The 19,429-nt window shown below is 43.9% G+C and carries 23 protein-coding genes; 3 read left to right on the top strand and 20 right to left on the bottom strand.

The genetic code is table 11. The features are described 5' to 3' along the window. Window positions 1-43: 43 nt before the first annotated feature. The gene (locus AAAH86_RS07555) at window positions 44-808 is read right to left on the bottom strand and encodes a lysophospholipid acyltransferase family protein (RefSeq protein WP_343487843.1); all 765 of its coding nucleotides are present in this window, start codon (window positions 806-808) and stop codon (window positions 44-46) included. A 286-nt stretch (window positions 809-1,094) separates the two neighbouring features. On the opposite strand from AAAH86_RS07555, the gene trpS reads away from it, so the two are divergent. Continuing rightward, window positions 1,095-2,063, top strand: a complete 969-nt coding sequence (trpS, locus tag AAAH86_RS07550; protein WP_343486955.1) for a tryptophan--tRNA ligase — start codon at window positions 1,095-1,097, stop codon at window positions 2,061-2,063. A 220-nt stretch (window positions 2,064-2,283) separates the two neighbouring features. Here trpS and dprA read toward each other — a convergent pair whose 3' ends face one another. Continuing rightward, on the bottom strand, window positions 2,284-3,387 hold the full coding sequence (gene dprA, locus AAAH86_RS07545) for a DNA-processing protein DprA (RefSeq protein ID WP_343486954.1): 1,104 nt from the start codon (window positions 3,385-3,387) through the stop codon (window positions 2,284-2,286). Between the two features lie 105 nt (window positions 3,388-3,492). Here dprA and AAAH86_RS07540 point away from each other — a divergent pair, with 105 nt between their 5' ends. After that, window positions 3,493-4,443, top strand: coding sequence for an SPOR domain-containing protein (locus AAAH86_RS07540; RefSeq protein ID WP_343486953.1), 951 nt, complete (start codon window positions 3,493-3,495; stop codon window positions 4,441-4,443). 195 nt (window positions 4,444-4,638) lie between these two features. Beyond that, window positions 4,639-5,151 carry an acyl-CoA thioesterase gene (locus AAAH86_RS07535; protein WP_343486952.1) on the top strand — a complete coding sequence of 171 codons (513 nt, stop codon included), beginning with the start codon at window positions 4,639-4,641 and terminating at the stop codon, window positions 5,149-5,151. Window positions 5,152-5,153: 2 nt separating this feature from the next. On the opposite strand, the gene AAAH86_RS07530 is transcribed toward AAAH86_RS07535, so the two are convergent. The 18 genes from AAAH86_RS07530 to AAAH86_RS07445 all read right to left on the bottom strand — a co-directional run bounded on the left by AAAH86_RS07530 (window position 5,154) and on the right by AAAH86_RS07445 (window position 19,427). Beyond that, window positions 5,154-5,990, bottom strand: a complete 837-nt coding sequence (locus AAAH86_RS07530) for an aldo/keto reductase (RefSeq protein ID WP_343486951.1) — start codon at window positions 5,988-5,990, stop codon at window positions 5,154-5,156. Window positions 5,991-5,992: 2 nt separating this feature from the next. Next, the gene (locus AAAH86_RS07525; RefSeq protein ID WP_343486950.1) at window positions 5,993-7,213 is read right to left on the bottom strand and encodes a peptidoglycan DD-metalloendopeptidase family protein; all 1,221 of its coding nucleotides are present in this window, start codon (window positions 7,211-7,213) and stop codon (window positions 5,993-5,995) included. Continuing rightward, complete coding sequence (locus AAAH86_RS07520; protein ID WP_343486949.1) at window positions 7,210-7,998, bottom strand: DUF4292 domain-containing protein; 789 nt, start codon at window positions 7,996-7,998, stop codon at window positions 7,210-7,212. The genes AAAH86_RS07525 and AAAH86_RS07520 overlap by 4 nt, the downstream gene beginning before the upstream one ends. Continuing rightward, entirely contained in the window at window positions 7,999-8,904 is a 906-nt protein-coding gene (locus AAAH86_RS07515; protein ID WP_343486948.1) for a hypothetical protein, read from the bottom strand. Between the two features lie 113 nt (window positions 8,905-9,017). Continuing rightward, entirely contained in the window at window positions 9,018-10,034 is a 1,017-nt protein-coding gene (locus AAAH86_RS07510; protein ID WP_343486947.1) for a sugar phosphate nucleotidyltransferase, read from the bottom strand. A 79-nt stretch (window positions 10,035-10,113) separates the two neighbouring features. Next, window positions 10,114-10,548: a dUTP diphosphatase gene (gene dut / locus AAAH86_RS07505; RefSeq protein WP_343486946.1), complete on the bottom strand. Its 435-nt coding sequence runs from the start codon at window positions 10,546-10,548 to the stop codon at window positions 10,114-10,116. Next, complete coding sequence (locus AAAH86_RS07500; RefSeq protein WP_343486945.1) at window positions 10,538-11,992, bottom strand: polysaccharide biosynthesis C-terminal domain-containing protein; 1,455 nt, start codon at window positions 11,990-11,992, stop codon at window positions 10,538-10,540. Before AAAH86_RS07500 ends, dut begins: the two co-directional genes overlap by 11 nt. A 101-nt stretch (window positions 11,993-12,093) precedes the next feature. Further along, window positions 12,094-12,576, bottom strand: a complete 483-nt coding sequence (locus tag AAAH86_RS07495; RefSeq protein WP_343486944.1) for a hypothetical protein — start codon at window positions 12,574-12,576, stop codon at window positions 12,094-12,096. A gap of 118 nt (window positions 12,577-12,694) precedes the next feature. After that, a complete protein-coding gene (atpG, locus tag AAAH86_RS07490; RefSeq protein WP_343486943.1) occupies window positions 12,695-13,555 on the bottom strand; it encodes an ATP synthase F1 subunit gamma in 861 nt (286 codons plus the stop codon). A 29-nt stretch (window positions 13,556-13,584) separates the two neighbouring features. Beyond that, on the bottom strand, window positions 13,585-13,926 hold the full coding sequence (locus AAAH86_RS07485; RefSeq protein WP_343486942.1) for a four helix bundle protein: 342 nt from the start codon (window positions 13,924-13,926) through the stop codon (window positions 13,585-13,587). Window positions 13,927-13,945: 19 nt separating this feature from the next. Then, window positions 13,946-15,526 carry a F0F1 ATP synthase subunit alpha gene (gene atpA / locus AAAH86_RS07480; protein WP_343486941.1) on the bottom strand — a complete coding sequence of 527 codons (1,581 nt, stop codon included), beginning with the start codon at window positions 15,524-15,526 and terminating at the stop codon, window positions 13,946-13,948. 58 nt (window positions 15,527-15,584) lie between these two features. After that, entirely contained in the window at window positions 15,585-16,124 is a 540-nt protein-coding gene (gene atpH, locus AAAH86_RS07475) for an ATP synthase F1 subunit delta (RefSeq protein ID WP_343486940.1), read from the bottom strand. Window positions 16,125-16,193: 69 nt separating this feature from the next. Next, a complete protein-coding gene (locus AAAH86_RS07470; RefSeq protein WP_343486939.1) occupies window positions 16,194-16,694 on the bottom strand; it encodes a F0F1 ATP synthase subunit B in 501 nt (166 codons plus the stop codon). Between the two features lie 83 nt (window positions 16,695-16,777). Beyond that, complete coding sequence (gene atpE / locus AAAH86_RS07465) at window positions 16,778-16,969, bottom strand: ATP synthase F0 subunit C (protein ID WP_045801726.1); 192 nt, start codon at window positions 16,967-16,969, stop codon at window positions 16,778-16,780. A 109-nt stretch (window positions 16,970-17,078) separates the two neighbouring features. Beyond that, window positions 17,079-18,212 carry a F0F1 ATP synthase subunit A gene (gene atpB, locus AAAH86_RS07460; RefSeq protein ID WP_343487842.1) on the bottom strand — a complete coding sequence of 378 codons (1,134 nt, stop codon included), beginning with the start codon at window positions 18,210-18,212 and terminating at the stop codon, window positions 17,079-17,081. A 141-nt stretch (window positions 18,213-18,353) separates the two neighbouring features. Further along, window positions 18,354-18,752, bottom strand: a complete 399-nt coding sequence (locus AAAH86_RS07455; RefSeq protein ID WP_343486938.1) for a DUF6168 family protein — start codon at window positions 18,750-18,752, stop codon at window positions 18,354-18,356. Then, window positions 18,752-18,982 (bottom strand): AtpZ/AtpI family protein, encoded by a 231-nt coding sequence (locus AAAH86_RS07450; protein WP_343486937.1) that lies wholly within the window; start codon window positions 18,980-18,982, stop codon window positions 18,752-18,754. Before AAAH86_RS07450 ends, AAAH86_RS07455 begins: the two co-directional genes overlap by 1 nt. Next, window positions 18,960-19,427 (bottom strand): polymer-forming cytoskeletal protein, encoded by a 468-nt coding sequence (locus AAAH86_RS07445; protein WP_343486936.1) that lies wholly within the window; start codon window positions 19,425-19,427, stop codon window positions 18,960-18,962. Before AAAH86_RS07445 ends, AAAH86_RS07450 begins: the two co-directional genes overlap by 23 nt. Window positions 19,428-19,429: the final 2 nt, after the last annotated feature.

Raw genomic sequence — 19,429 nt, 5'->3', positions numbered from 1 at the left:
AGTTTCATGAAGTTGGTTAGGTAGGTTGCCACTCGGCAACTGCTTAGGCGCCCTGCATTTTATGTGGGGCGTTTTTATTATGAAGCTCATTCAAAATCAATTCTCGCACCTCTTCGCGAAGTGTGGATTTGTCATCCTCTGACAAGATTCCCGTTTCAAAAAATTCATGGACTTTGACTCGAAGTACCCCAGGGCCTCCCTTAAAAAAAGAAAAAGGAAGCCGCTTCTTGCAATCATAAAACGTCATGGGCACTACGGGTATTTTGTGGGCGATGGCCATACGAAAAGCACCATCCTTAAATTCATCCAAGACCATATTCTCATCGGGCACCCCGCCTTCTGGAAAAATACAGATGCTCAACCCTTGGTTCAGCCTTCGTTGTGCCCTTCGGTAGACCGCGGTTCTACTTTTGACGTCCTCACGGTCGACCAAAATGCAAACCCGTTTGTAGAAGAATCCGAACACGGGAATTTTAACCAGCTCCTTTTTTCCGACAAAAACAAAGGGATTCTTGCTTGCCCTGAGCATCAGCATGATATCGAGCATGCTGGTGTGGTTCGCCACCAACATATAGCTCTTGCCCTTTTGCATCTCTTGTTCCCTCTTGATTTTTGGCGGGCAGCCCATACCATATAAAATTGTGGTCGCCCAGATGTTTCGGGCCAACCAGAAAAATTGCGGATAGGTCTTTTCTGAAAAGGTCGTCAACAACAAAAATGGTGAGAAGATGAGAATGGGCAGTGCAACAAGCAGGTAAAACCAAATTCGGTACAACAAATGCCCAAAATTTTTGACCCATCGAAGCATGGCGACAAATGTAATGATTTGTCCCTGCTTTTGGCCAATTGCCCTGGGATTGCCGGCCAGACTGAAAGAAGCTTTTAATTCAAATTTCGACACCAGTGCCAGAGCATATAACCCTCGATTATCGAGTGAATTCTTTTACCTTTGTCGCTTGTCAAATAGACGTAAGACCGCTACGCTTTTAGATATAAGACGCTAGACGCTACAATATCGTTTTTTAGCTTTTGGTTCTGAATTTTTGACAGTTTTCAAATAGGGAAATCATTCGATTCGAATAATAGCTAACTACATGGCACGAATACTTACAGGCATTCAGAGTACCGGCACCCCGCATTTGGGCAATATTTTGGGGGCCATCATTCCAGCGATTGAAATGGCACAAAATCCTGAAAACGAATCATTTCTTTTTATTGCCGATATGCACTCACTTACCCAAATCAAAGATGGAAACGTACTACGGCAAAACACCTACGCCACGGCGGCCACTTGGTTGGCTTTCGGATTGGATGTTGAAAAAACAGTGTTCTACCGCCAGAGCGACGTACCCCAAGTTACCGAATTGGCGTGGTACCTCAGTTGTTTCTTTCCGTATCAACGGTTGACCTTGGCACACTCGTTCAAGGACAAGGCCGACCGACTGGAAGATGTCAATGCCGGACTTTTCACCTACCCGATGCTTATGGCTGCGGATATTCTGCTGTATGATGCGGATATTGTTCCCGTAGGGAAAGACCAGTCGCAACATCTGGAAATGACCCGTGATGTGGCCTCGCGCTTTCACAACCAATTTGGGGAAACCTTTGTGCTGCCAGAAATCAAATTGCAAGAAAGCACCATGTATGTGCCGGGAACCGATGGGGAAAAAATGAGCAAGAGCAAAGGCAATATCATCGATATATTTCAACCTGACAAAAAGCTGCGCAAACAAATCATGGGCATTGTTACCGACAGCACCCCAATGGAGGACGCAAAAGACCCCACCAAAGACAATGTGTTTGCGCTTTACAAATTAATGGCCTCACAAGAACAAATCGAAGAAATGTCTGCCAACTATCTGGCGGGCAATTATGGCTATGGCCATGCCAAACAGGCCCTCTTTGAGCTGATTCTACAAAAATTTAAGGGGCCACGTGAAAAATTTGAGTACTACACGAACCACTTAAATGAAGTTGATGATGCTCTTGCCATCGGCGCTGAAAAGGCCAAAAAAGTGGCTGATAAAGTATTGGCTAGGGTTCGGGAGAAAGTTGGGTATTAAGGGCCTCCCCATCCCGATAGCTATCGGAACTTCTGAAGGAGGGGTTCATATTTCGATGTATCTACACAAGAATTATATTCAAATATATTTAAAAACAGCCTAGACTTTTTTGTTTCTTTTTTAGGCGATGAAAAAAAAGAAAACACCCCTGAAGCCCATCAAGGGGACAATTGAAAAAAATTAGATTTCCGCCTCCCGATAGCTATCGGGAGCGGGAAAATCATATCGCTTCGAACAACTTTCCGGGCAAGGGGCGAACGACACCCTTCATCTCCATGTTCAACAAGGTCGAGGAAATCTTGAATACGGGCATTTTACATTCAAGGGCGATTGTATCCAACAGCTGTTTGCCGTTGGCTTGCAGATAGTTATAGACAGACCGTTCTGTTTCTTCCAACTCCACAAAAAGGGTCTTTTGTATTTCCTTCTTGGGTTTATCTTCTACCTGCCAACCCAAAATATAAATCAAATCGGCTGCCGATGTCAATAAATGTGCTTTTTGTTGCTTGACAAGATTGTTGCAGCCCACACTGAACTTATCGGTAGAACGCCCGGGCACGGCAAAGACGTCGCGGTTGTAACCATGTGCGATATCGGCGGTGACCAAACTGCCACCCTTTTCTGCCGATTCAACAATGACCGTCGCTTCGCTCATGCCCGCAATGATACGGTTTCGCTTCAAGAAATTTTCCCTATCGGGATTACTCGTACTATGGAATTCTGTTAAGAATCCGCCATTTTCCTCTACTTTCTTCACATATTTTTGATGCACTTTCGGATAGATTTGGTTCAAACCATGTGCCAAGCAGCCAATGGTTTGCAGCCCGTGTTCCACGGCCGCCCGCTGTACAGTTATGTCGACCCCATACGCAAATCCGCTCACGATTACCGGATTCAACGGAGCCAGTGCTTCCACAAAAGCTTCACAGAACGATGCACCATAACTTGTGATATTGCGGGTGCCGACCACACTGATGATCTTTCGGTTTTTGATATCGATATTGCCCCTTTTGAAAAGCAGTATCGGGGCATCGACACAATGTTTGAGGTAGTCGGGATAGTCAGCATCCATAAAATAACTGAAACCAACACCATTTTCCATGATAAAACGATACTCAGCCTCAGCAGCTTCTAAGTGTTGGGTATCATAAAGGCCCTTCAAGGTAATCTTGCCAATGCCATCGATTTTTAAGAGATGGTGCAGTTTATCCTTAAAAACAGCCGTTGGACTACCACAGGCCGTAAGCAATTTTTTAGCGGTAATATCTCCAATATGGGGTGCTCTTTGCAAGCGTAGCAGGGCAATGACTTCCTGTTCAGACATTTAAAATCAGCCAAAAGTTTTCCACAAAATAGGCAAATTAGAATGTTAATAAAAAGTTATGCGGGGCTATTTTAAACACTTCCAATTTTTGTAATATTTGCCCACATGCGAGCAGAAGACTACATCAAAGATTTATTGTACAGGTACAATTGTGTGGTCATGCCCGAATTTGGAGGTTTTCTCGCACAGTCAAAATCCGCACAGTTGGATGCTGCCACAAACACCATCTACCCGCCCTCAAAGACCATATCGTTCAACGAACAATTGGCCAAAAATGATGGTCTTTTGGTTTCTCATATCGCCAAGGACAAAGATTTGCCCTATGAAGAAATGCTGCAAGAGGTACTTCTTATTTCTAGGGATTGGAAAAAAAAGCTGAAAGCAGGCGGTACATTAGAGCTCTTTGGCGTTGGAACTCTTCGTTTGAACGAAACGGGCCGTATTGTTTTTAATCCCGAAAATAAAATCAACTACCTGACCTCGTCATTTGGTCTTTCTTCATTTGTGGCAACACCTGTCAAGCGTGAGGTATTGAAGGAAGAAGTAGAGGAACTCGAAGAGAAAATTCCATTTATCATTACCCCCGAAAAGCGGGAAGCGACAGGACTCAGGCCCTACTTGAAATATGCGGCCATTTTATTGTTGGCGCTTTCCACCGGCTTTACGGGTTATCAACTGTACAATCAATCAGCCCAAAAGCAGACGTTGGCCCGTCAAAATGCTCAAGAACAGGTTTCAAAGTATATTCAAGAAGCCACATTTTTCGACAGTGCGCCCTTAGAATTGCCTTCGCTGAGCTTGAATGTAAAAAAAGTCGATAAGACAAAGAAAACGCATTCGGTCATTGCAGGAGCGTTTAGGGTTAGGGCAAATGCCGATAAAACCATAGGGCGACTGCAAAACAAAGGCTACAACGCCTTCTATTTGGGCACCAACCGTTACGGCCTGCATCAGGTTGCTTATGATAGTTTTGAAGACCCCAAAGAAGCTTTGACCTTTTTAAAGCAGATTCGCCGCACTGAATCGCCCGATGCCTGGTTGCTGTCTGAAAAATAACCCTGTATCCATTAGAACAACCTTTTGAACTGCGTTATCTTTGCGCAAAACAAGAAATTTTACATTTTTAAGTTAGTTAATTTCTTGTTTTTTGCCTCACCCGAAACAGATTGAAATCAGTTTCGACCTCTCCTGAAGAGAGGTAGTGTTTGGAAAATTTTTGTGAAATCCACCTAAAAATCACCCTCCATTACTATGGAAAGCAAAACACCCAGCGAATCAAGAACCATCATGACCGATATGGTTCTGCCCAGTGAGACCAATCCGCTCAATAATCTTTTTGGGGGGGAATTGTTGGCACGAATGGACCGTGCCGCCAGTATCGCCGCACGCCGCCATAGCCGTCGCATCACGGTCACCGCTTCGGTCAACCATGTCGCTTTCAATCGCAATGTGCCGTTGGGAAGTGTCGTTACCGTAGAAGCCGCCATCTCAAGGGCGTTTCGAACATCCATGGAAATTTTTATCGATGTGTGGATGGAGGATCGCTTTACCGGTGAACGTGCCAAGGCCAATGAGGCCATCTATACTTTTGTGGCCGTAGACGACACCGGGCAGCCCACTGAAGTGCCACCGCTTCAGCCAGAGACTGAATTGGAAAAAGAACGATTTGATGGTGCACTACGTAGAAAACAACTCAGTTTGGTATTGGCGGGCAAGATGAAGCCTACTGATGCCACAGAGCTGAAGGCGCTTTTCGAAGGATAAAATCAGAAGTCAAAATTATTGGGATCCGGGCCAAAACGCTTGCCCTTGTGCATCGAATCTAACTTGGCCACATCTTCCTGTGAAAGTTCAAAATCGAAAATGTCGGCATTGGCGATGATACGCTCTTTCTTTGAGGATTTGGGGATGGTGACGACCCCTTTCTGCAAATCCCACCGTAATACAATCTGGGCAATGGTCTTGCTGTATTTATCAGCTAACTGTTTGAATTCATCCATTTGAAAAATTTTGCCCTGCATCATAGGTGACCACGCTTCATACTGTATGGCGTTTTCATTACAAAAATCAATCAAATCTTGCTGTACGAGATAGGGGTGAAACTCCATTTGGTTGACCATGGGCGTGATCTCACTGGTTTTGAGCAAATTTTCCAGATGATGTTGCAAAAAGTTGCTCACCCCGATGGATTTCACCCTTCCATCCGCATATAATTTTTCCAGCGCCCTCCATGTGTCCTTATACTTTCCTGCAACGGGCCAATGCACCAAATACAAGTCGAGGTATTCTGTGCCCAATCGCTTGATACTGGCATCAAAGGCTTTTAGGGTGCTGTCATACCCCTGATCCGAATTCCATACTTTGCTTACCAAAAATACCTCTTCTCTGGGCACGCTACTTTCTTGAATGCCTTGGCCCACGCCTTCCTCATTTTTGTAGATTGAAGCCGTATCAATATGCCCATACCCCGCTTCAAGTGCCCATTTGACGGCATTGATGACTTCTTGCCCGTCTTCTGATTGATAGACCCCCAAACCAAAATAGGGCATTTCAACCCCATTGTTCAATGTAAAGGTTCCCTGTAAATCCGTGATTTTTTTCATCGCTATAGTTGGTATATCCAGTCTTCTGGGTTCAATCTATCCGTGTCTTCATAAAGATAAAACTTCAATTGGGTCTTACCATCAAACCGATTGGTATAAATATCGCCCAAAACCTCTTTTACAGCTACCTTATCACCCTTCTGCACATAAACATTGGAAAGGTTGTAGTACATGCTGATGTAATTGCCATGCCGCACATAAACCCCTTTGATGCCCAATTTGTTGGTGAAAATCGTGATGACCTCGCCCTCGAATATCGCTCGTGCCTTGGCTCCCTCATCAGTGGCTATGGTCACGCCATTGTTCTGGTGTTTGATGCCTGGATACACTTTGTCAGCATACACACCAAAGCCTTGGCTTTTGATGCCTTTCTCTACGGGCCAGATGAGCCTTCCCTTATTTGATGAAAAATTATCAGCCACCAATTTGGCCTCTGGGGTCAATACGAACCTCGTGGCGCTGCTTTTTCCGGTTTTTTTGTTGGAGCTTGCAATGGCACTACGTATCAAGCGTTCGATTTCACGGTCAATGCGACGCGCCTCTTTTTTCTTTTCATCAATGGCAGCGGCATATTTGCTCTCGTTTTTGCGTATGGTCTTCAATAACTCTTTTTGGGAGCTGATTTCACGATAGAGCGTATTTTTTACCTTGACATTTTCAGCCAAAAGTTGTTCCTTGACCTTACGCTGTTCGGTGAGGTCACGGTTCAACGTCACCAATTCATCCGTTTTTTGAACAATCTTCTCGCCTTGGCCCTTACGGTAATCACGGTACTGCTTCATATACTGAAACCGCTTATAGGCCTCAAAAAAACTTTCTGATGAAAGCAAAAACATCAGTCGGTTGTTCTGTGTTTTGTTTTGGTACGATTTGCGGATCAATTTGGCATAATCGTCTTTTAACAGCTTTAAATCTTCCCGTAGTTTTGATATGTTACGGATGTTGGCATTGATTTGGCGATTCAATAAATTGGATTGCTGGTTCGTGACCCGAATCAACTGCTGGCGCACGTTGATTTTCTTGTCCAGCGCCTCAACCTGTTCCAACACGTTGCCGCGTTCCTTTTTTTCTGACAACAGCAATCGGTTGATTTCCTTGATTTCGTTTTGAAGGCGTTCTCGTTTGGCCTCCAAAGCTTTCTGCTCACTTGACTGTGAGAATGACAAAGAAGGAATTGACAGTATTGCGAAGAAGATTGCCGCAACTATGCTTCTCGTGTTCATTTGCTCAAGGTTATCTCTTTAAAACCTTTCGGTATTTTATAGGGAAAGTTCAGGTTTTCATTGACTTCAACGCTCTTGAATTCCAATGCGATTTTGTTTTCATTGCCACTTTCTACAGCATGCATTGTAACATGGCCGGGCACAACAACATTTTCAACCGATTGATAGCTGTATTTTACGTTGAGCATTCGTTTTTCCAAGGGCTGGGAAAGTTGTTGTTCCGCAATCCTAAAATTCTGTGGTTCCAAGAAAAACAATGATTTCAAAAAGGTTGATGGCCGTTTGGGCTTCAAAATGTATTGTGATTCGTCGGTTTCTGCATCATACTTTTCATCCCGCAAATCTGAAATGGCGTTGCCCAATAATACGTTCTGCAACTGGTGAAAATCCAAGTCCATCCCCGCAAAAGTACTCAGGTAACTAAAATCACCTTCAAAGTATTCGCCTTCCAGTTTATTGTAAAACGAGACCTTTTCAGGGGTGATGTAGGCCTTGACCACTCCAAAGGGTGCGCTCATCCAAATGGCTTCACCTTTTTTCATACGGAAATTGACCGTGACCCCCTGTTCGTCATCCCCGTTTGAGTATTCAATCTTTACCCTGGCACTCAAGGTATTAAAATCGGCTTCGCTACCGTAGTGGTTCTGAATAATCCTCTTGGCAGAAAGGGAAGGGTTTACCTCACCACCCGTAATCGTCTTGGTGGATTTGCAAGATGAAAGGACCAGCAAACAAATCACGAGCAGATAGTTGGTGCTTTTTACTGTAAGTCTGGGTAAGGCCATTTACAATCCTATTTTTGATTTACGAAGGTATTCATTTGCCTTTACAGTATTGCCGATACCCGTATATGCAATGACCAGTTCATCATAAAACTTTTTCGCCAGTTTTGGGTCGTCGAACACATAATCGAGTCCGTTTTCAAGTACCTTAGTGGCTTCTCTAAAACTTTTTCTTTTGTTCAGGGCGAGACCATGCGAATAGTAAAAATAAGGCTGCAAGGGATACGTTTCAACAGCCTCTTCAGAAACGGTTTGCAATTGTAAAAAATTGGAGGCCCTAATCAACAAATCCATTTTTTGTTTTAGAAAAGCTATGGGGTCTTCAGGAGGCGAATTTTCTACCGTGATGCTGACCGTTTTGGTGTTTTTTTGGAGGGAATCTTCAATTTTTCGAATCATTTGATCGATAGATTCGGTTTTTTTCAACCCTTTTAAAACGTTTAGTGCGGCATCGTATTTTTTCTGCTTAAACTTGATGGTTGCCAAATTATAGCGAAGGTCTTCATTTTCGTAGGGAATGCGCCCCTTTACAGATTCAAAGGTATCACCCTGCGCCTGAAGCACCTCGCTCAATGTATTCAAAAACCAATAATTTTCAGGTTCGGAAACAACAGCCTCAATGGCATACCCCTGTGCCGTGTAATATTGTTTGTCTTTGAGGTTAACCTTTGCCAACTCATGGTCAACAGCAGTGTTTTCAGGCTGTAACTGCTTGCACTTGAGCAAAAGGTTTGAGGCCCTGTCGTAATTCTGGATGCCTTTTTGTTTTAAGGCCTCAAAAAAGGTTTCTTGAAACTCATCGGTATATGCTTCCAAAAAGACCTCGGCACTCTCTTCTTGCTCGATGATTTTAGGGTCTTCTTGGGCCAAAAGATTGCTGCTCGCCAATATAAGTGAGTATAGAAACATCGATATTAGAAGAAACTTTTTCATTTACACCCCTGAGGTCCCCTCAAGGGGACAATCCATATCAAGCAATCTTCAATAAGTCCTCTCCTTTAGAGAGGATTTAGGTGAGGCTTTCATTCCAACACCGAATAATCACCGATACTGATGGTTTCAAAATTACCATCGTATCGTACATGATTGCCTATCATGGCATTATCCAAATTAGCATTTTTGATGATGCTATCACTTTGGATTAAGCTATTTTTAACGGTAGCGTTTTCAATCACCGTTCCCGAACCCACCGAAACATAAGGGCCGATGGTAGTGTTTTTCAAGACTACGTTTTCTCCTATAAAGCAGGGTTCAATGATGTTGGCGTTCACCTTTTCGACTGAGTCTGCAACCAGTTTTTCCCCATCTTTTTCCAAAAAGGAGAGCATGCGTTGATTTGTTTCGACAGTGACGTTTTTGTTGCCACAGTCCATCCATTCATCCACTTTTCCAGTCACAAAGACCTTGCCATCGGCCATCATACGTTTGATACCGTCGTTGATTTGGTACTCGCCGCCATTGATGATGTTATTATCCAAGACGAACTGCAGTTCGTTTCGTAACACCGCCACATCCTTAAAGTAATAAATGCCGATAACGGCTTGGTCGCTGACAAACTCTTTGGGTTTTTCGACGAGTTCTACGATATGATTCTGTGCGTTGAGGTTTACCACGCCATACGCCTCTGGATTGTCCACCTTTTTAGTCCAGATGACACTATCGGCATCCTTATCCAAATCAAAATTGGCGCGAATCAAGGTATCGGCATAGGCAATCACAGCTGGACCGGATAAGGAAGGCTCAGCACACATAATGGCATGGCCCGTGCCCTTGGGGTCCAACTGACGATAAATACTCGCTTTTGCACCCAGTTCTTGTGCCAGTTGGGTCAAACTTTCCACAACATCATCACCAAAAAAGGCGGGGTCGCCCAAGATGAAAGCGATTTCTTCTATGGGTTCGCCCAAAACCTTTGCGATATCGCTGATCAATCGGTGTACAATGGGTTTGCCTGCAACTGGAATCAATGGTTTTGGCACTGTTAACGTATGTGGGCGCAGTCTTGAACCGCGACCTGCCATTGGGACGATTATTTTCATGTAATCAATTTGTAAATTTGGAAATGAACCTATTTGAAAATTCTTTCATTGGTTTGTTGTTTCATTGAACATTGCTTCATTAACGGAATCCTGTACTCCCGAATCCGCCTCTACCTCGTTCGGTTTCAGTCAATTTATCCACCTCGACCCATTCGGCCCGTTCATGTTTGGCTATCACCAATTGGGCGATTCGTTCCCCATTTTCGATTGTAAAATCTTCATTGGACAGGTTGACCAAAATCACACCTACTTCACCTCGATAATCGGCATCGATGGTGCCTGGGGCGTTCAATACGGTAATCCCTTTTTTGGCCGCCAATCCGCTACGTGGGCGCACTTGGGCCTCGTAGCCAATCGGGAGTTCGATAAACAATCCGGTTTTGACAATCGTGCGCCCTAATGATTTCAACGTAATGGGCTCTGAAATATTGGCACGCAAATCCATCCCTGCCGAAGCATCGGTCTCATAGTGGGGCAATGCATGGCCAGACTGGTTGATGATCTTAATTTTCACGTTGTAACAGTATTCGTTTGAGTTGTGCTCCCTCCATCTTCAAAAGCACGCCCAAAAATACTAAAAGCAATAGGGTGCCGACAATCAAATTGCGGTTAAATACGTAAAATGCCAAAGCAGAAAACAGGATCGATAATCCTCCATAGAAAAGAATCTTACGCATGTTATAGGGGATGGGATAGTATTTTTTTCCAAAATAATAGGAAAGGCACATCATACTGCCGTAAGCGGCCAACGTGGCCCATGCCGAGGCCATATATCCAATCTTTGGAATCAACGCAAGGTTAATGATCAACGTCAACACTGCGCCAATTGAAGAAATATAGGCGCCAAATTTTGTGCGGTCGGTAACCTTGTACCACACGGAAAGGTTGTGATAAATGCCCAAACAAAAACTGGCCAATAAAATGATGGGGACAATCTGAACGGCCTCTAAATAGGTTTCATTAAGAATCAACAATTTGGCCAAAAGGTCAATATACACTACCACAAACAACAAAATCACACTGCCCATGATCACAAAATAATTGGTAATCTGGGCATACGTTCTTTGTGGCCGTTCTTCATTGGCATGGCTGAAGAAAAAGGGTTCAACGCCCAATCGAAATGCAGTGCCGAACAGGGTCATGAACAAGGCCAGTTTATAACAAGCCCCGTATTTACCCGCCTCCGTTTTTGAGAGCAACTCTGTCAGCATGATCTTGTCAACAACTTCATTGATGGTAAAGGCAAATCCGGCAATCATGACCGGAGCAGCATATTTTAGCATTCTTTTCCAAAGGGAAGCATCGAACGTATACTTATTTGAGAAATATGTGGGCAATAAAATCAAGAGTGTAATCCCACTGGCAATAATGTTGGAGATGAAAATATAGTTAATCTCAAAATCGGCACGATACAAGTTGTTCCAAATGGTGTTTTCTTCAACCGCCAGTTTGGGCAATACCAACAGGAAAAACACATTGAAGCCCAAATTGATGGCCACGTTCAAAATTTTAATGACCGCATACATGCCCGGCTTTTCTTTGGCCCTGAGCAATGCAAAGGGTATGATGACCAAAGCATCCAACACCAGAATATAGGCCGTGAACTTGATGAAGTCAATATCGATGTTCGTCCATTCCGCCAAGCTATCCTTGAGCAACAACGCCAATATCAAGAACAATAAGGATGTTGCCAATAAGGAAATCAAGGATGTGGATACTACATTGGTTTTATTCGCTTCCTTATTATAAAATCTAAAGAATGCCGTTTCCATTCCATAGGCCAACAAGACATTGAAAATGGCAATCCAGGCGTAGATATTGACATATTCGCCGTAACCCGAAGCATTTTCAAATACCGAGGTGTAGAGCGGTAAGAGCAGCACCGACAACATTCTGGGCATGACCGTGGCCAAACCATAAATTGCGGTCTGTTTGAAAAGCTTTTTAAGCGGATTCAATGAAAGTGGTGCTTTAAAGGAAACCCTGACGGTACCGTCAGGGCACTAATGTTGTCATAAAAGTAGCCAATAACATTCTTTGGGGCAAAATACCTATGCAATCACTGGTATACCAAAGGCTTTTTCTCTTTGATATCAGAAACTTTGACGTATTTCACCGTATCGCCTTCGATGTAGCTCACCACACATTCATTGGCATCAAGCTCGAACGGTATTTCCTCTTGCAACTTGGGGGGTTGATTGCCGACTTCCTTTTTTGGATCCCTGTGCATGATGATATCTGGCTTTTCTATGGATTTGTTACTAAAGTTTGCAGTGGCATACGATTGCCCCTCTTTTTCTTCTAGGGTTATTGTGGCCACTTTACCCCTGAAATAGGCTTTTTGAAGCGTTGCTGTTGCGGGAATATTTGTTACCGGAATTTCAAGCTTCATTCCCGAACCGCTTTCTGCCCTTCCACCGAGCCATGATTGGCATGTGGCATTACCAACTTCAAAAGGCGGATTTTCAACCAACTTCTTTTGTGATGAGCATCCCGTTAAGGAAAACCCCAATGCCAATATGATGTATGCTGCTGTTTTCATCTCTAAATTTTAAGCCTCTCAAAGATATAAAACCAAAATTGGTGCCAAACAAAAAGCCCTTGACTTTCAAGGGCTCTATTTGTTTTCGATTCCTGCTTCCGCAGGAATGACAAAAAGCTCAGTTGTTCAACGCTTCCGCACCGCCAACAATCTCCAGAATCTCGTTGGTGATGGCTGCTTGACGTGCCTTGTTGTAGGTGAGTGTCAATTGGTCTTTCAATTCCCCGGCATTATCAGTCGCTTTGTGCATTGCTGTCATACGGGCACCATGCTCACTGGCGAACGAGTCGCGAATGGCTTTGTACAGTTGTGTTTTCAACGACTTCGGAATCAATTGCTCTACGATTTCAGCTTTTGATGGCTCAAAGATGTAATCCGCCGCGTTTGAAGCCTCCCCTTCCATCGGAACAATAGGAAGAAACTGTTCTGACTTCACGATTTGGGTGGCCGCATTCTTGAAGCTGTTGTAGACCAAATCAATGCGGTCATACTCCCCTTCGGTGAAACGTTGCATCAAATTTTCAGCGATTTCTGCAACATTGTCAAATGTGAGATCATCATAAATATCACTGTGGTTTGAGGCGATGGCAAACTTTTTACTTAAAATGTCATTGGCTTTTTTTCCAATAACAACAAAATCAACCTGCTTGCCACCATATTTACCATGATATAACGATACGCTCTGCTTGATGATGTTGGTGTTAAATGCACCACACAACCCCCTGTTCGAGGTGATGGAGACGACCAACACTTTGTTGACCTCTCGATTATCGGCAAACTTGCTGCCAGCATCGCCATCAAGACTGGCGCTCAAGCTTTGCAACAACTCAGTCAACTTATCTGCATAAGGTCGCATAGCGGTAATGGCATCTTGCGCCTTTTTCAACTTTGCAGCCGACACCATTTTCATGGCGCTGGTAATCTGCATCGTTGACTTTACCGATGAAATCCTGTTTCGTATTTCCTTTAAGTTTGCCATAATTCCAGTTATGGGTTATGAGTGCTGAGTTATGAGTTTTTGATGATGCTCACCAAAATTCGTATCAATTCATCACAATTTTTCATCATTCCTTCTGGCACCTTTTTTCCTGTTTCCTCCAAAATTTCCAACCAATACATGGTCTCATCGGCTTCTTTTAGGGCTGTGCCAAACTTGTTTTTGAAATCCTTCGTACTAACGCCACGCTGTGCTTCTCTAGTGTTAGCGCCAATGCTGGTTCCACTTCTAAGAAGCTGGGATGCCAATTCAAAATCTTTATTCTCTTTGAGCTTATCACAGTAGCTTACGATATCACATGCAAATCGAAAACTTTTGTTTCGAATCGGACTATCGTTCAATCTACCACTCATCACTCAAAACTCTGCACTCTTAACTCCTATACTTTCCTGAAAGGTCTTTAGCGACTGCTGTCAATGTATCTGTAACCTCATCAGTGAGCTTTCCAGCCTTTAAAGTGCTCAACACATCACTATGCTTCGCTTTCAAGAACTCTAGATAATCTCGCTCAAATTCTTTGACCTTCTCAACAGGAACATCACGCAACAGGTTCTTCGAGCCTGCAAAAATGATAGCTACCTGCTCTTCTACAGTGAAAGGATCCCCTTGCGCCTGTTTCAAGATTTCCACATTACGACGTCCTTTCTCGATAACGTTTAAGGTAGCAGCATCCAAATCAGAACCAAACTTTGCAAAGGCTTCCAGTTCACGGAACTGTGCTTGGTCTAACTTCAGTGTTCCAGCCACTTTTTTCATAGACTTGATTTGTGCTGAACCACCCACACGAGATACCGAGATACCCACGTTGATTGCTGGTCGTACCCCTTGGTTGAACAAATCCTGCTCCAAGAAAATCTGTCCATCTGTAATCGAAATCACGTTCGTCGGGATATATGCGGATACGTCACCTGCCTGTGTTTCAATGATGGGCAGCGCCGTCAATGAACCGCCCCCTTTCACTTTGTCCTTCAACACGTCAGGCAAATCATTCATATTTTTTGCCACGTTATCGTCATCAATGACTTTTGCGGCACGCTCGAGCAATCTTGAGTGCAAGTAGAATACGTCACCGGGATAGGCCTCACGCCCCGGTGGTCTTCTTAAAAGCAATGATACCTCACGATACGCAACCGCTTGCTTGGATAAATCATCATAAATAATCAATGCCGGACGACCTGTATCACGGAAGTACTCTCCGATTGCAGCTCCTGCGAAAGGGGCATATACCTGCATTGGCGCAGGGTCTGATGCATTGGCTGCCACGATGGTCGTATACGCAAGCGCCCCGTTATCTTCAAGTGTCTTGGCAATACCAGCGACCGTAGATGCCTTTTGACCGACAGCCACATAAATACAATACACAGGTTCGCCAGCATCGTAAAATTCTTTTTGGTTCAAAATCGTATCGATACAAACAGTCGTCTTACCTGTTTGACGGTCACCAATCACCAACTCACGCTGGCCACGACCAATCGGAATCATGGCATCGATTGCCTTAACCCCAGTTTGAAGTGGTTCATTTACTGGTTGGCGATAGATTACGCCAGGTGCTTTACGCTCCAATGGCATTTCGTAAGTCTCGCCAGAAATCGGACCCTTTCCGTCAATCGGATTGCCCAAGGTGTCAACCACACGGCCAACGATACCCTCACCTACTTTAATAGACGCGATGGTTTGTGTGCGCTTCACGGTGGCGCCCTCAACAATCTCTTTTGATGGGCCTAGCAAAACTACCCCAACATTGTCTTCCTCAAGATTCAAAACGATGCCCTGCATTCCGCCTTCAAACTCGACCAACTCTCCGTATTGTGCATTTGAAAGCCCATATACACGGGCGATACCGTCACCTACCTGAAGTACGGTGCCGACCTCATCAAGCGAAGCGGTAGCTTCAAATCCTGATAATTGTTTCTTCAATATTGCTGATACCTCAGCTGCTTTTACTCCCGCCATTTTTTTCTAGACTTAAGACGTTAGACTTGAGATGTTAGACATCTCAATCTTTACTTATTTATAGACTATTTGTAAATTCTCTTTTTAATTTGTTCAATTTGTTGGCCACGCTCGCATCGTATTGAAGGTCTCCTACCCTTAGGATAAATCCGCCAACGATGTCTTCGTCAATCTTGTTTTCAAGCGTGACTTTGTTGCCCGTCATTTTTTTGACCTGGGCCAATATTTTTTTCTCCAAATCAGCAGTCATAGGTGCGGCAGTGGTCACATAAGCCATAGCCTCACCTTTCATCTTCTCATACTGCAGAATGTACTTCTGTGCCACTTCATGCAACATGCCAATTCTTTTGTTCGATGCCAATGTGGCTATCAGACCAAGGGAAATCTCATTGCTTCCCTTAAAGATTTGGTTCAATGAACTTTTCTTGACCTCTGTTTTCACCACAGGGCTATCAAGCAACTGCTGCAACGCTACATTCTCCTGAATGGTGTCTGCAATGCTTCGCATGTCATTTTCAACCTTCTCCGCTGCCTTGTTCTCAACGGCGAAATCCAGCACTGCTTTGGCATATCGTATGGCTGCTCTTGTATTGCTCATTGTTTTGGTTATTCGTTAAAGGTTAATGGTTATTCGGTATTACCCCTATTAACTTTTCACATTTAACTATTAACTTAAACTTGCGTCATCCAACAAATTCTCGACCAACTTCTGCTGCTTCTTTTTGTCGGATAGTTCGTCTTTAATGACTTTTTCCGCTATATCAATCGAAAGGCTTGCAACCTGTGCTTTGATATCGGCCACGGCCGCTTTCTTCTCGCTTTCGATGGTGGCTTGTGCCTGTTTCAGCATTTTATCACCTTCTACCTGTGCCTGTTCTTTGGCATCGGCAATCATCTTTTCCTTGATTTCACGGGCTTCTTTCAATAGCAACTCACGCTCGGCTCGCGCCTCTTTCAAGAGTTTTTCGCTATCGGCAGTGACATTCTGCATCTCCTTTTTGGCTTCCTCGGCAGCATCCAATGCATTTTTTATGCCTTCTTCACGATCATTGACTGCTTTTAAAATGGGGTTCCATGCAAATTTGTACAACAACCAAAGCAGCAAAACGAACAATACTGTCTGCCAAAAAAAGAGCCCTATCGAAAATTCGTTCAATAACTTTTCCATGTCCTTGTTTTATAAAAACTTAATCTACAAACAAAGCAAGGGCCGCAACCAACCGTTACGGCCTTTTGCCTTTAGATGACTGATTATACTGCAAAAAGTGCAGCAAAACCAATTCCTTCGATCAATGCAGCAGCAATCAACATCGCTGTCTGGATCTTACCGTAAGCTTCGGGCTGGCGGGCAATGGCCTCCATCGCAGAACCACCGATTCTACCAATACCAAGACCTACACCGATCACAACCAAACCTGCACCTACCATTACTGGAATTTCCATATCTATCTAGTTTAAAAATTAAATGTTCAATATTTTAGTTTGACTACACTCGGTAATCGAGATTCCCGTTTTCCTTCGGCTGTGCTCAGGGTGACAGCGGGAATAAATTTTATAAATGCACCAATTCTGGGTCATCTTCATGGCCTTCAGCATGGTGGTCTTCGGAGGCAAATCCGAAATACAACGCACTCAACATAGTGAATATATAGGCTTGCAGCAATGCCACAAGTACCTCAATCAACATAATGGCGAAAGCCAGGCCAAACGACAACGGACTTCCTATCCAATTCTTAAAAATGAACATCAGTCCGATCAAACTTCCAATGACAATATGGCCTGCCTGCATGTTTGCATACAAACGTATCAACAGCGAAAAAGGTTTGATGATCAAGCCCAATAATTCTATCGGAACCAATATGATGTACAATGGTATTTTACCGTACCATGGCAACGAGTCGCCCAAGGGATTGAACTGGTGCATCCAATAATCTTTGGTGCCGGTAAAATTGGTGATCAAGAACGTCAAAATGGCCAATGCCGTTGTAATCGCGATATTTCCGGTAACATTGACTCCCAGTGGGGTCATGCCGAACATGTTCAAGAACCAAATGAAAAAGAAGATGGTCAATAAGAACGGCATATATTTCTTGTAACGCTTTTCGCCGATATTTGGGCGGGCGATATCATCCCTAATGTACAATACGATAGGTTCAAAGAAACGCCCAACACCAGTCGGAATGCCGTTGTTCTTTGCATACGATTTTGCCAAGCTTGAAAACAACCACAGCATCAACAACCCTGTGATAATGATCATCACCACATTTTTGGTGATTGAAAAGTCTAACGGTTTTACATTGGTAGGATGGTGCTCCTCATCATAGTTGATGGTTCCCTCAGCATCGGTCTTGTAGATTTTGCTGTGATAGAGCCTGTAATGCTGCCCATCAACCTCGGCCAGCGTCTCGCCATGGTGAAATTTTGAGGAAGAAAATACTTTTAGGCCATCATCCCAAAGAATTACTGGCAATGGAAAGCCCACGTACACGTGTTCACCATTGTCTTTGGTATATGAAAAAAGACTAAAGTCGTGAGAATCTTGAAGGTGGTGGCTGATGTATTCCTTAATCTCGGTCTTGAGGTCTTTGTCGCCTTGTTCACCGTGTTCTTTGTCTTTGGCGGCAGCACCCTGTGCCAAAAACATTACCAAAACTATAAGAAGCTGCTTCAAAAAAGGCGTTCGCATGTTGCTCAACATATCGGTCTTCAAAAATCGGTGCAAATGTAAGTCTTTCCTTCAAAAAGAAAAAAGCATATAGCACTTTATTTTATGGGGATTTTTCAGCCGGATTTTATACCAATCCCCAATTGAAAATAGGCTTTGGTATTACTCTGGTTTTTTATCCAGTTTTTGAAGCATTTTAGAGGCAAAAAAAGTCTCTTGAACCAGTGCGATCAGATAGGGCACAAAAAAGGCGGCAAATTCAGAACGCTGTATCACCGCATCACTTTTGTAAGCAGGATAAAACACCAGAAAAAATACTGCAAATTTCAAGAGACTTCCGGCCATAAAAAGAAATCCCAGTGAATTGCTGAGTTTTTTTCTGAGTGCATACAGCCCAAAAAAAATGCCCACTGCCAAAAGGAAATTGATCAGATAGGAAAGTGGCAACAAATCGCCCCACAGGGGATAATCCAACAGAAACAGCACCAAGATATGGAAAGCGAAAGCCGTGCTCAGCGCAGCGAGCAGGGCCATGGTAAATTGAAGAGGCAGTTTTGACATCAATACTTAATTCGTTTCAACTGCTGCAAAACTACCCAAATGGAAATTGCCACCCCTAAAAGTGTGGCAATCACGGTAAAAATTCGTTTTTCGTTCTGGTATTTCTCGTCGAGCCAGTTGCCCCCTTTCACCGAAAGGTAGATGATCACGCCCATCTCAATCGCGATGCCAGATAGTATCGCCGCATTTTTAAGGCCGTTGTCTTTGTCAGGAGGTTTTTGCTGGCTCATTGGTTTTGTTCACACTGCTTGTGCTTGTGGCGCTACTCTGAACCGATGACTTAAAGCCGGTCGATGTGCTCGAACTGGGTGATGAAGCCTTGCCCATGGTACATGAAGCATTGAAGGTGGCACCCGGTTCAACGGCCAATTTTGCAACAGTCACCGTGCCCTCGATCAGCGCAGATGACTTGAGTGACAACAGGCCCTTGACCTGAAGCTCACCGTTGAACTTACCTTCAATATCGGCATTGACGCACTCAACCTTACCGTTGATGTAGCCGTCTTTGCCAATGACGACCTTGCCCGAAGTGGTCACATTGCCCTCAAGCTTGCCATCAATGCGAAAATCGGCCTCAGAGGTGATATCGCCTTTAATTTTGGTGTTTTTTTCAATTCGGTTGGGTTGGCCACCGAAGGCCTCCATGGTGCGGTCTTTTTTGTTGTCAGAAAACATGT

It is taken from the genome of Allomuricauda sp. d1, from assembly GCF_039592695.1.
Lineage (GTDB): Bacteria > Bacteroidota > Bacteroidia > Flavobacteriales > Flavobacteriaceae > Flagellimonas_A.
Note: the sequence above shows the minus strand (reverse complement) of the source record. Positions and strands in the feature narration are given on the sequence as shown.

Coding starts and splice junctions, on each gene's coding strand:
- AAAH86_RS07470 (WP_343486939.1), bottom strand. CDS start 16,694: ATGGAAAAGTTATTGAACGAATTTTCGATAGGGCTCTTTTTTTGGCAG.
- AAAH86_RS07450 (WP_343486937.1), bottom strand. CDS start 18,982: ATGAGCCAGCAAAAACCTCCTGACAAAGACAACGGCCTTAAAAATGCG.
- AAAH86_RS07540 (WP_343486953.1), top strand. CDS start 3,493: ATGCGAGCAGAAGACTACATCAAAGATTTATTGTACAGGTACAATTGT.
- AAAH86_RS07485 (WP_343486942.1), bottom strand. CDS start 13,926: ATGAGTGGTAGATTGAACGATAGTCCGATTCGAAACAAAAGTTTTCGA.
- AAAH86_RS07530 (WP_343486951.1), bottom strand. CDS start 5,990: ATGAAAAAAATCACGGATTTACAGGGAACCTTTACATTGAACAATGGG.
- atpH (WP_343486940.1), bottom strand. CDS start 16,124: ATGAGCAATACAAGAGCAGCCATACGATATGCCAAAGCAGTGCTGGAT.
- AAAH86_RS07525 (WP_343486950.1), bottom strand. CDS start 7,213: ATGAACACGAGAAGCATAGTTGCGGCAATCTTCTTCGCAATACTGTCA.
- atpG (WP_343486943.1), bottom strand. CDS start 13,555: ATGGCAAACTTAAAGGAAATACGAAACAGGATTTCATCGGTAAAGTCA.
- dprA (WP_343486954.1), bottom strand. CDS start 3,387: ATGTCTGAACAGGAAGTCATTGCCCTGCTACGCTTGCAAAGAGCACCC.
- AAAH86_RS07445 (WP_343486936.1), bottom strand. CDS start 19,427: ATGTTTTCTGACAACAAAAAAGACCGCACCATGGAGGCCTTCGGTGGC.
- AAAH86_RS07455 (WP_343486938.1), bottom strand. CDS start 18,752: ATGTCAAAACTGCCTCTTCAATTTACCATGGCCCTGCTCGCTGCGCTG.
- AAAH86_RS07495 (WP_343486944.1), bottom strand. CDS start 12,576: ATGAAAACAGCAGCATACATCATATTGGCATTGGGGTTTTCCTTAACG.
- atpE (WP_045801726.1), bottom strand. CDS start 16,969: ATGGAAATTCCAGTAATGGTAGGTGCAGGTTTGGTTGTGATCGGTGTA.
- AAAH86_RS07520 (WP_343486949.1), bottom strand. CDS start 7,998: ATGGCCTTACCCAGACTTACAGTAAAAAGCACCAACTATCTGCTCGTG.
- AAAH86_RS07515 (WP_343486948.1), bottom strand. CDS start 8,904: ATGTTTCTATACTCACTTATATTGGCGAGCAGCAATCTTTTGGCCCAA.
- AAAH86_RS07535 (WP_343486952.1), top strand. CDS start 4,639: ATGGAAAGCAAAACACCCAGCGAATCAAGAACCATCATGACCGATATG.
- AAAH86_RS07555 (WP_343487843.1), bottom strand. CDS start 808: ATGCTTCGATGGGTCAAAAATTTTGGGCATTTGTTGTACCGAATTTGG.
- atpA (WP_343486941.1), bottom strand. CDS start 15,526: ATGGCGGGAGTAAAAGCAGCTGAGGTATCAGCAATATTGAAGAAACAA.
- trpS (WP_343486955.1), top strand. CDS start 1,095: ATGGCACGAATACTTACAGGCATTCAGAGTACCGGCACCCCGCATTTG.
- AAAH86_RS07510 (WP_343486947.1), bottom strand. CDS start 10,034: ATGAAAATAATCGTCCCAATGGCAGGTCGCGGTTCAAGACTGCGCCCA.
- atpB (WP_343487842.1), bottom strand. CDS start 18,212: ATGCGAACGCCTTTTTTGAAGCAGCTTCTTATAGTTTTGGTAATGTTT.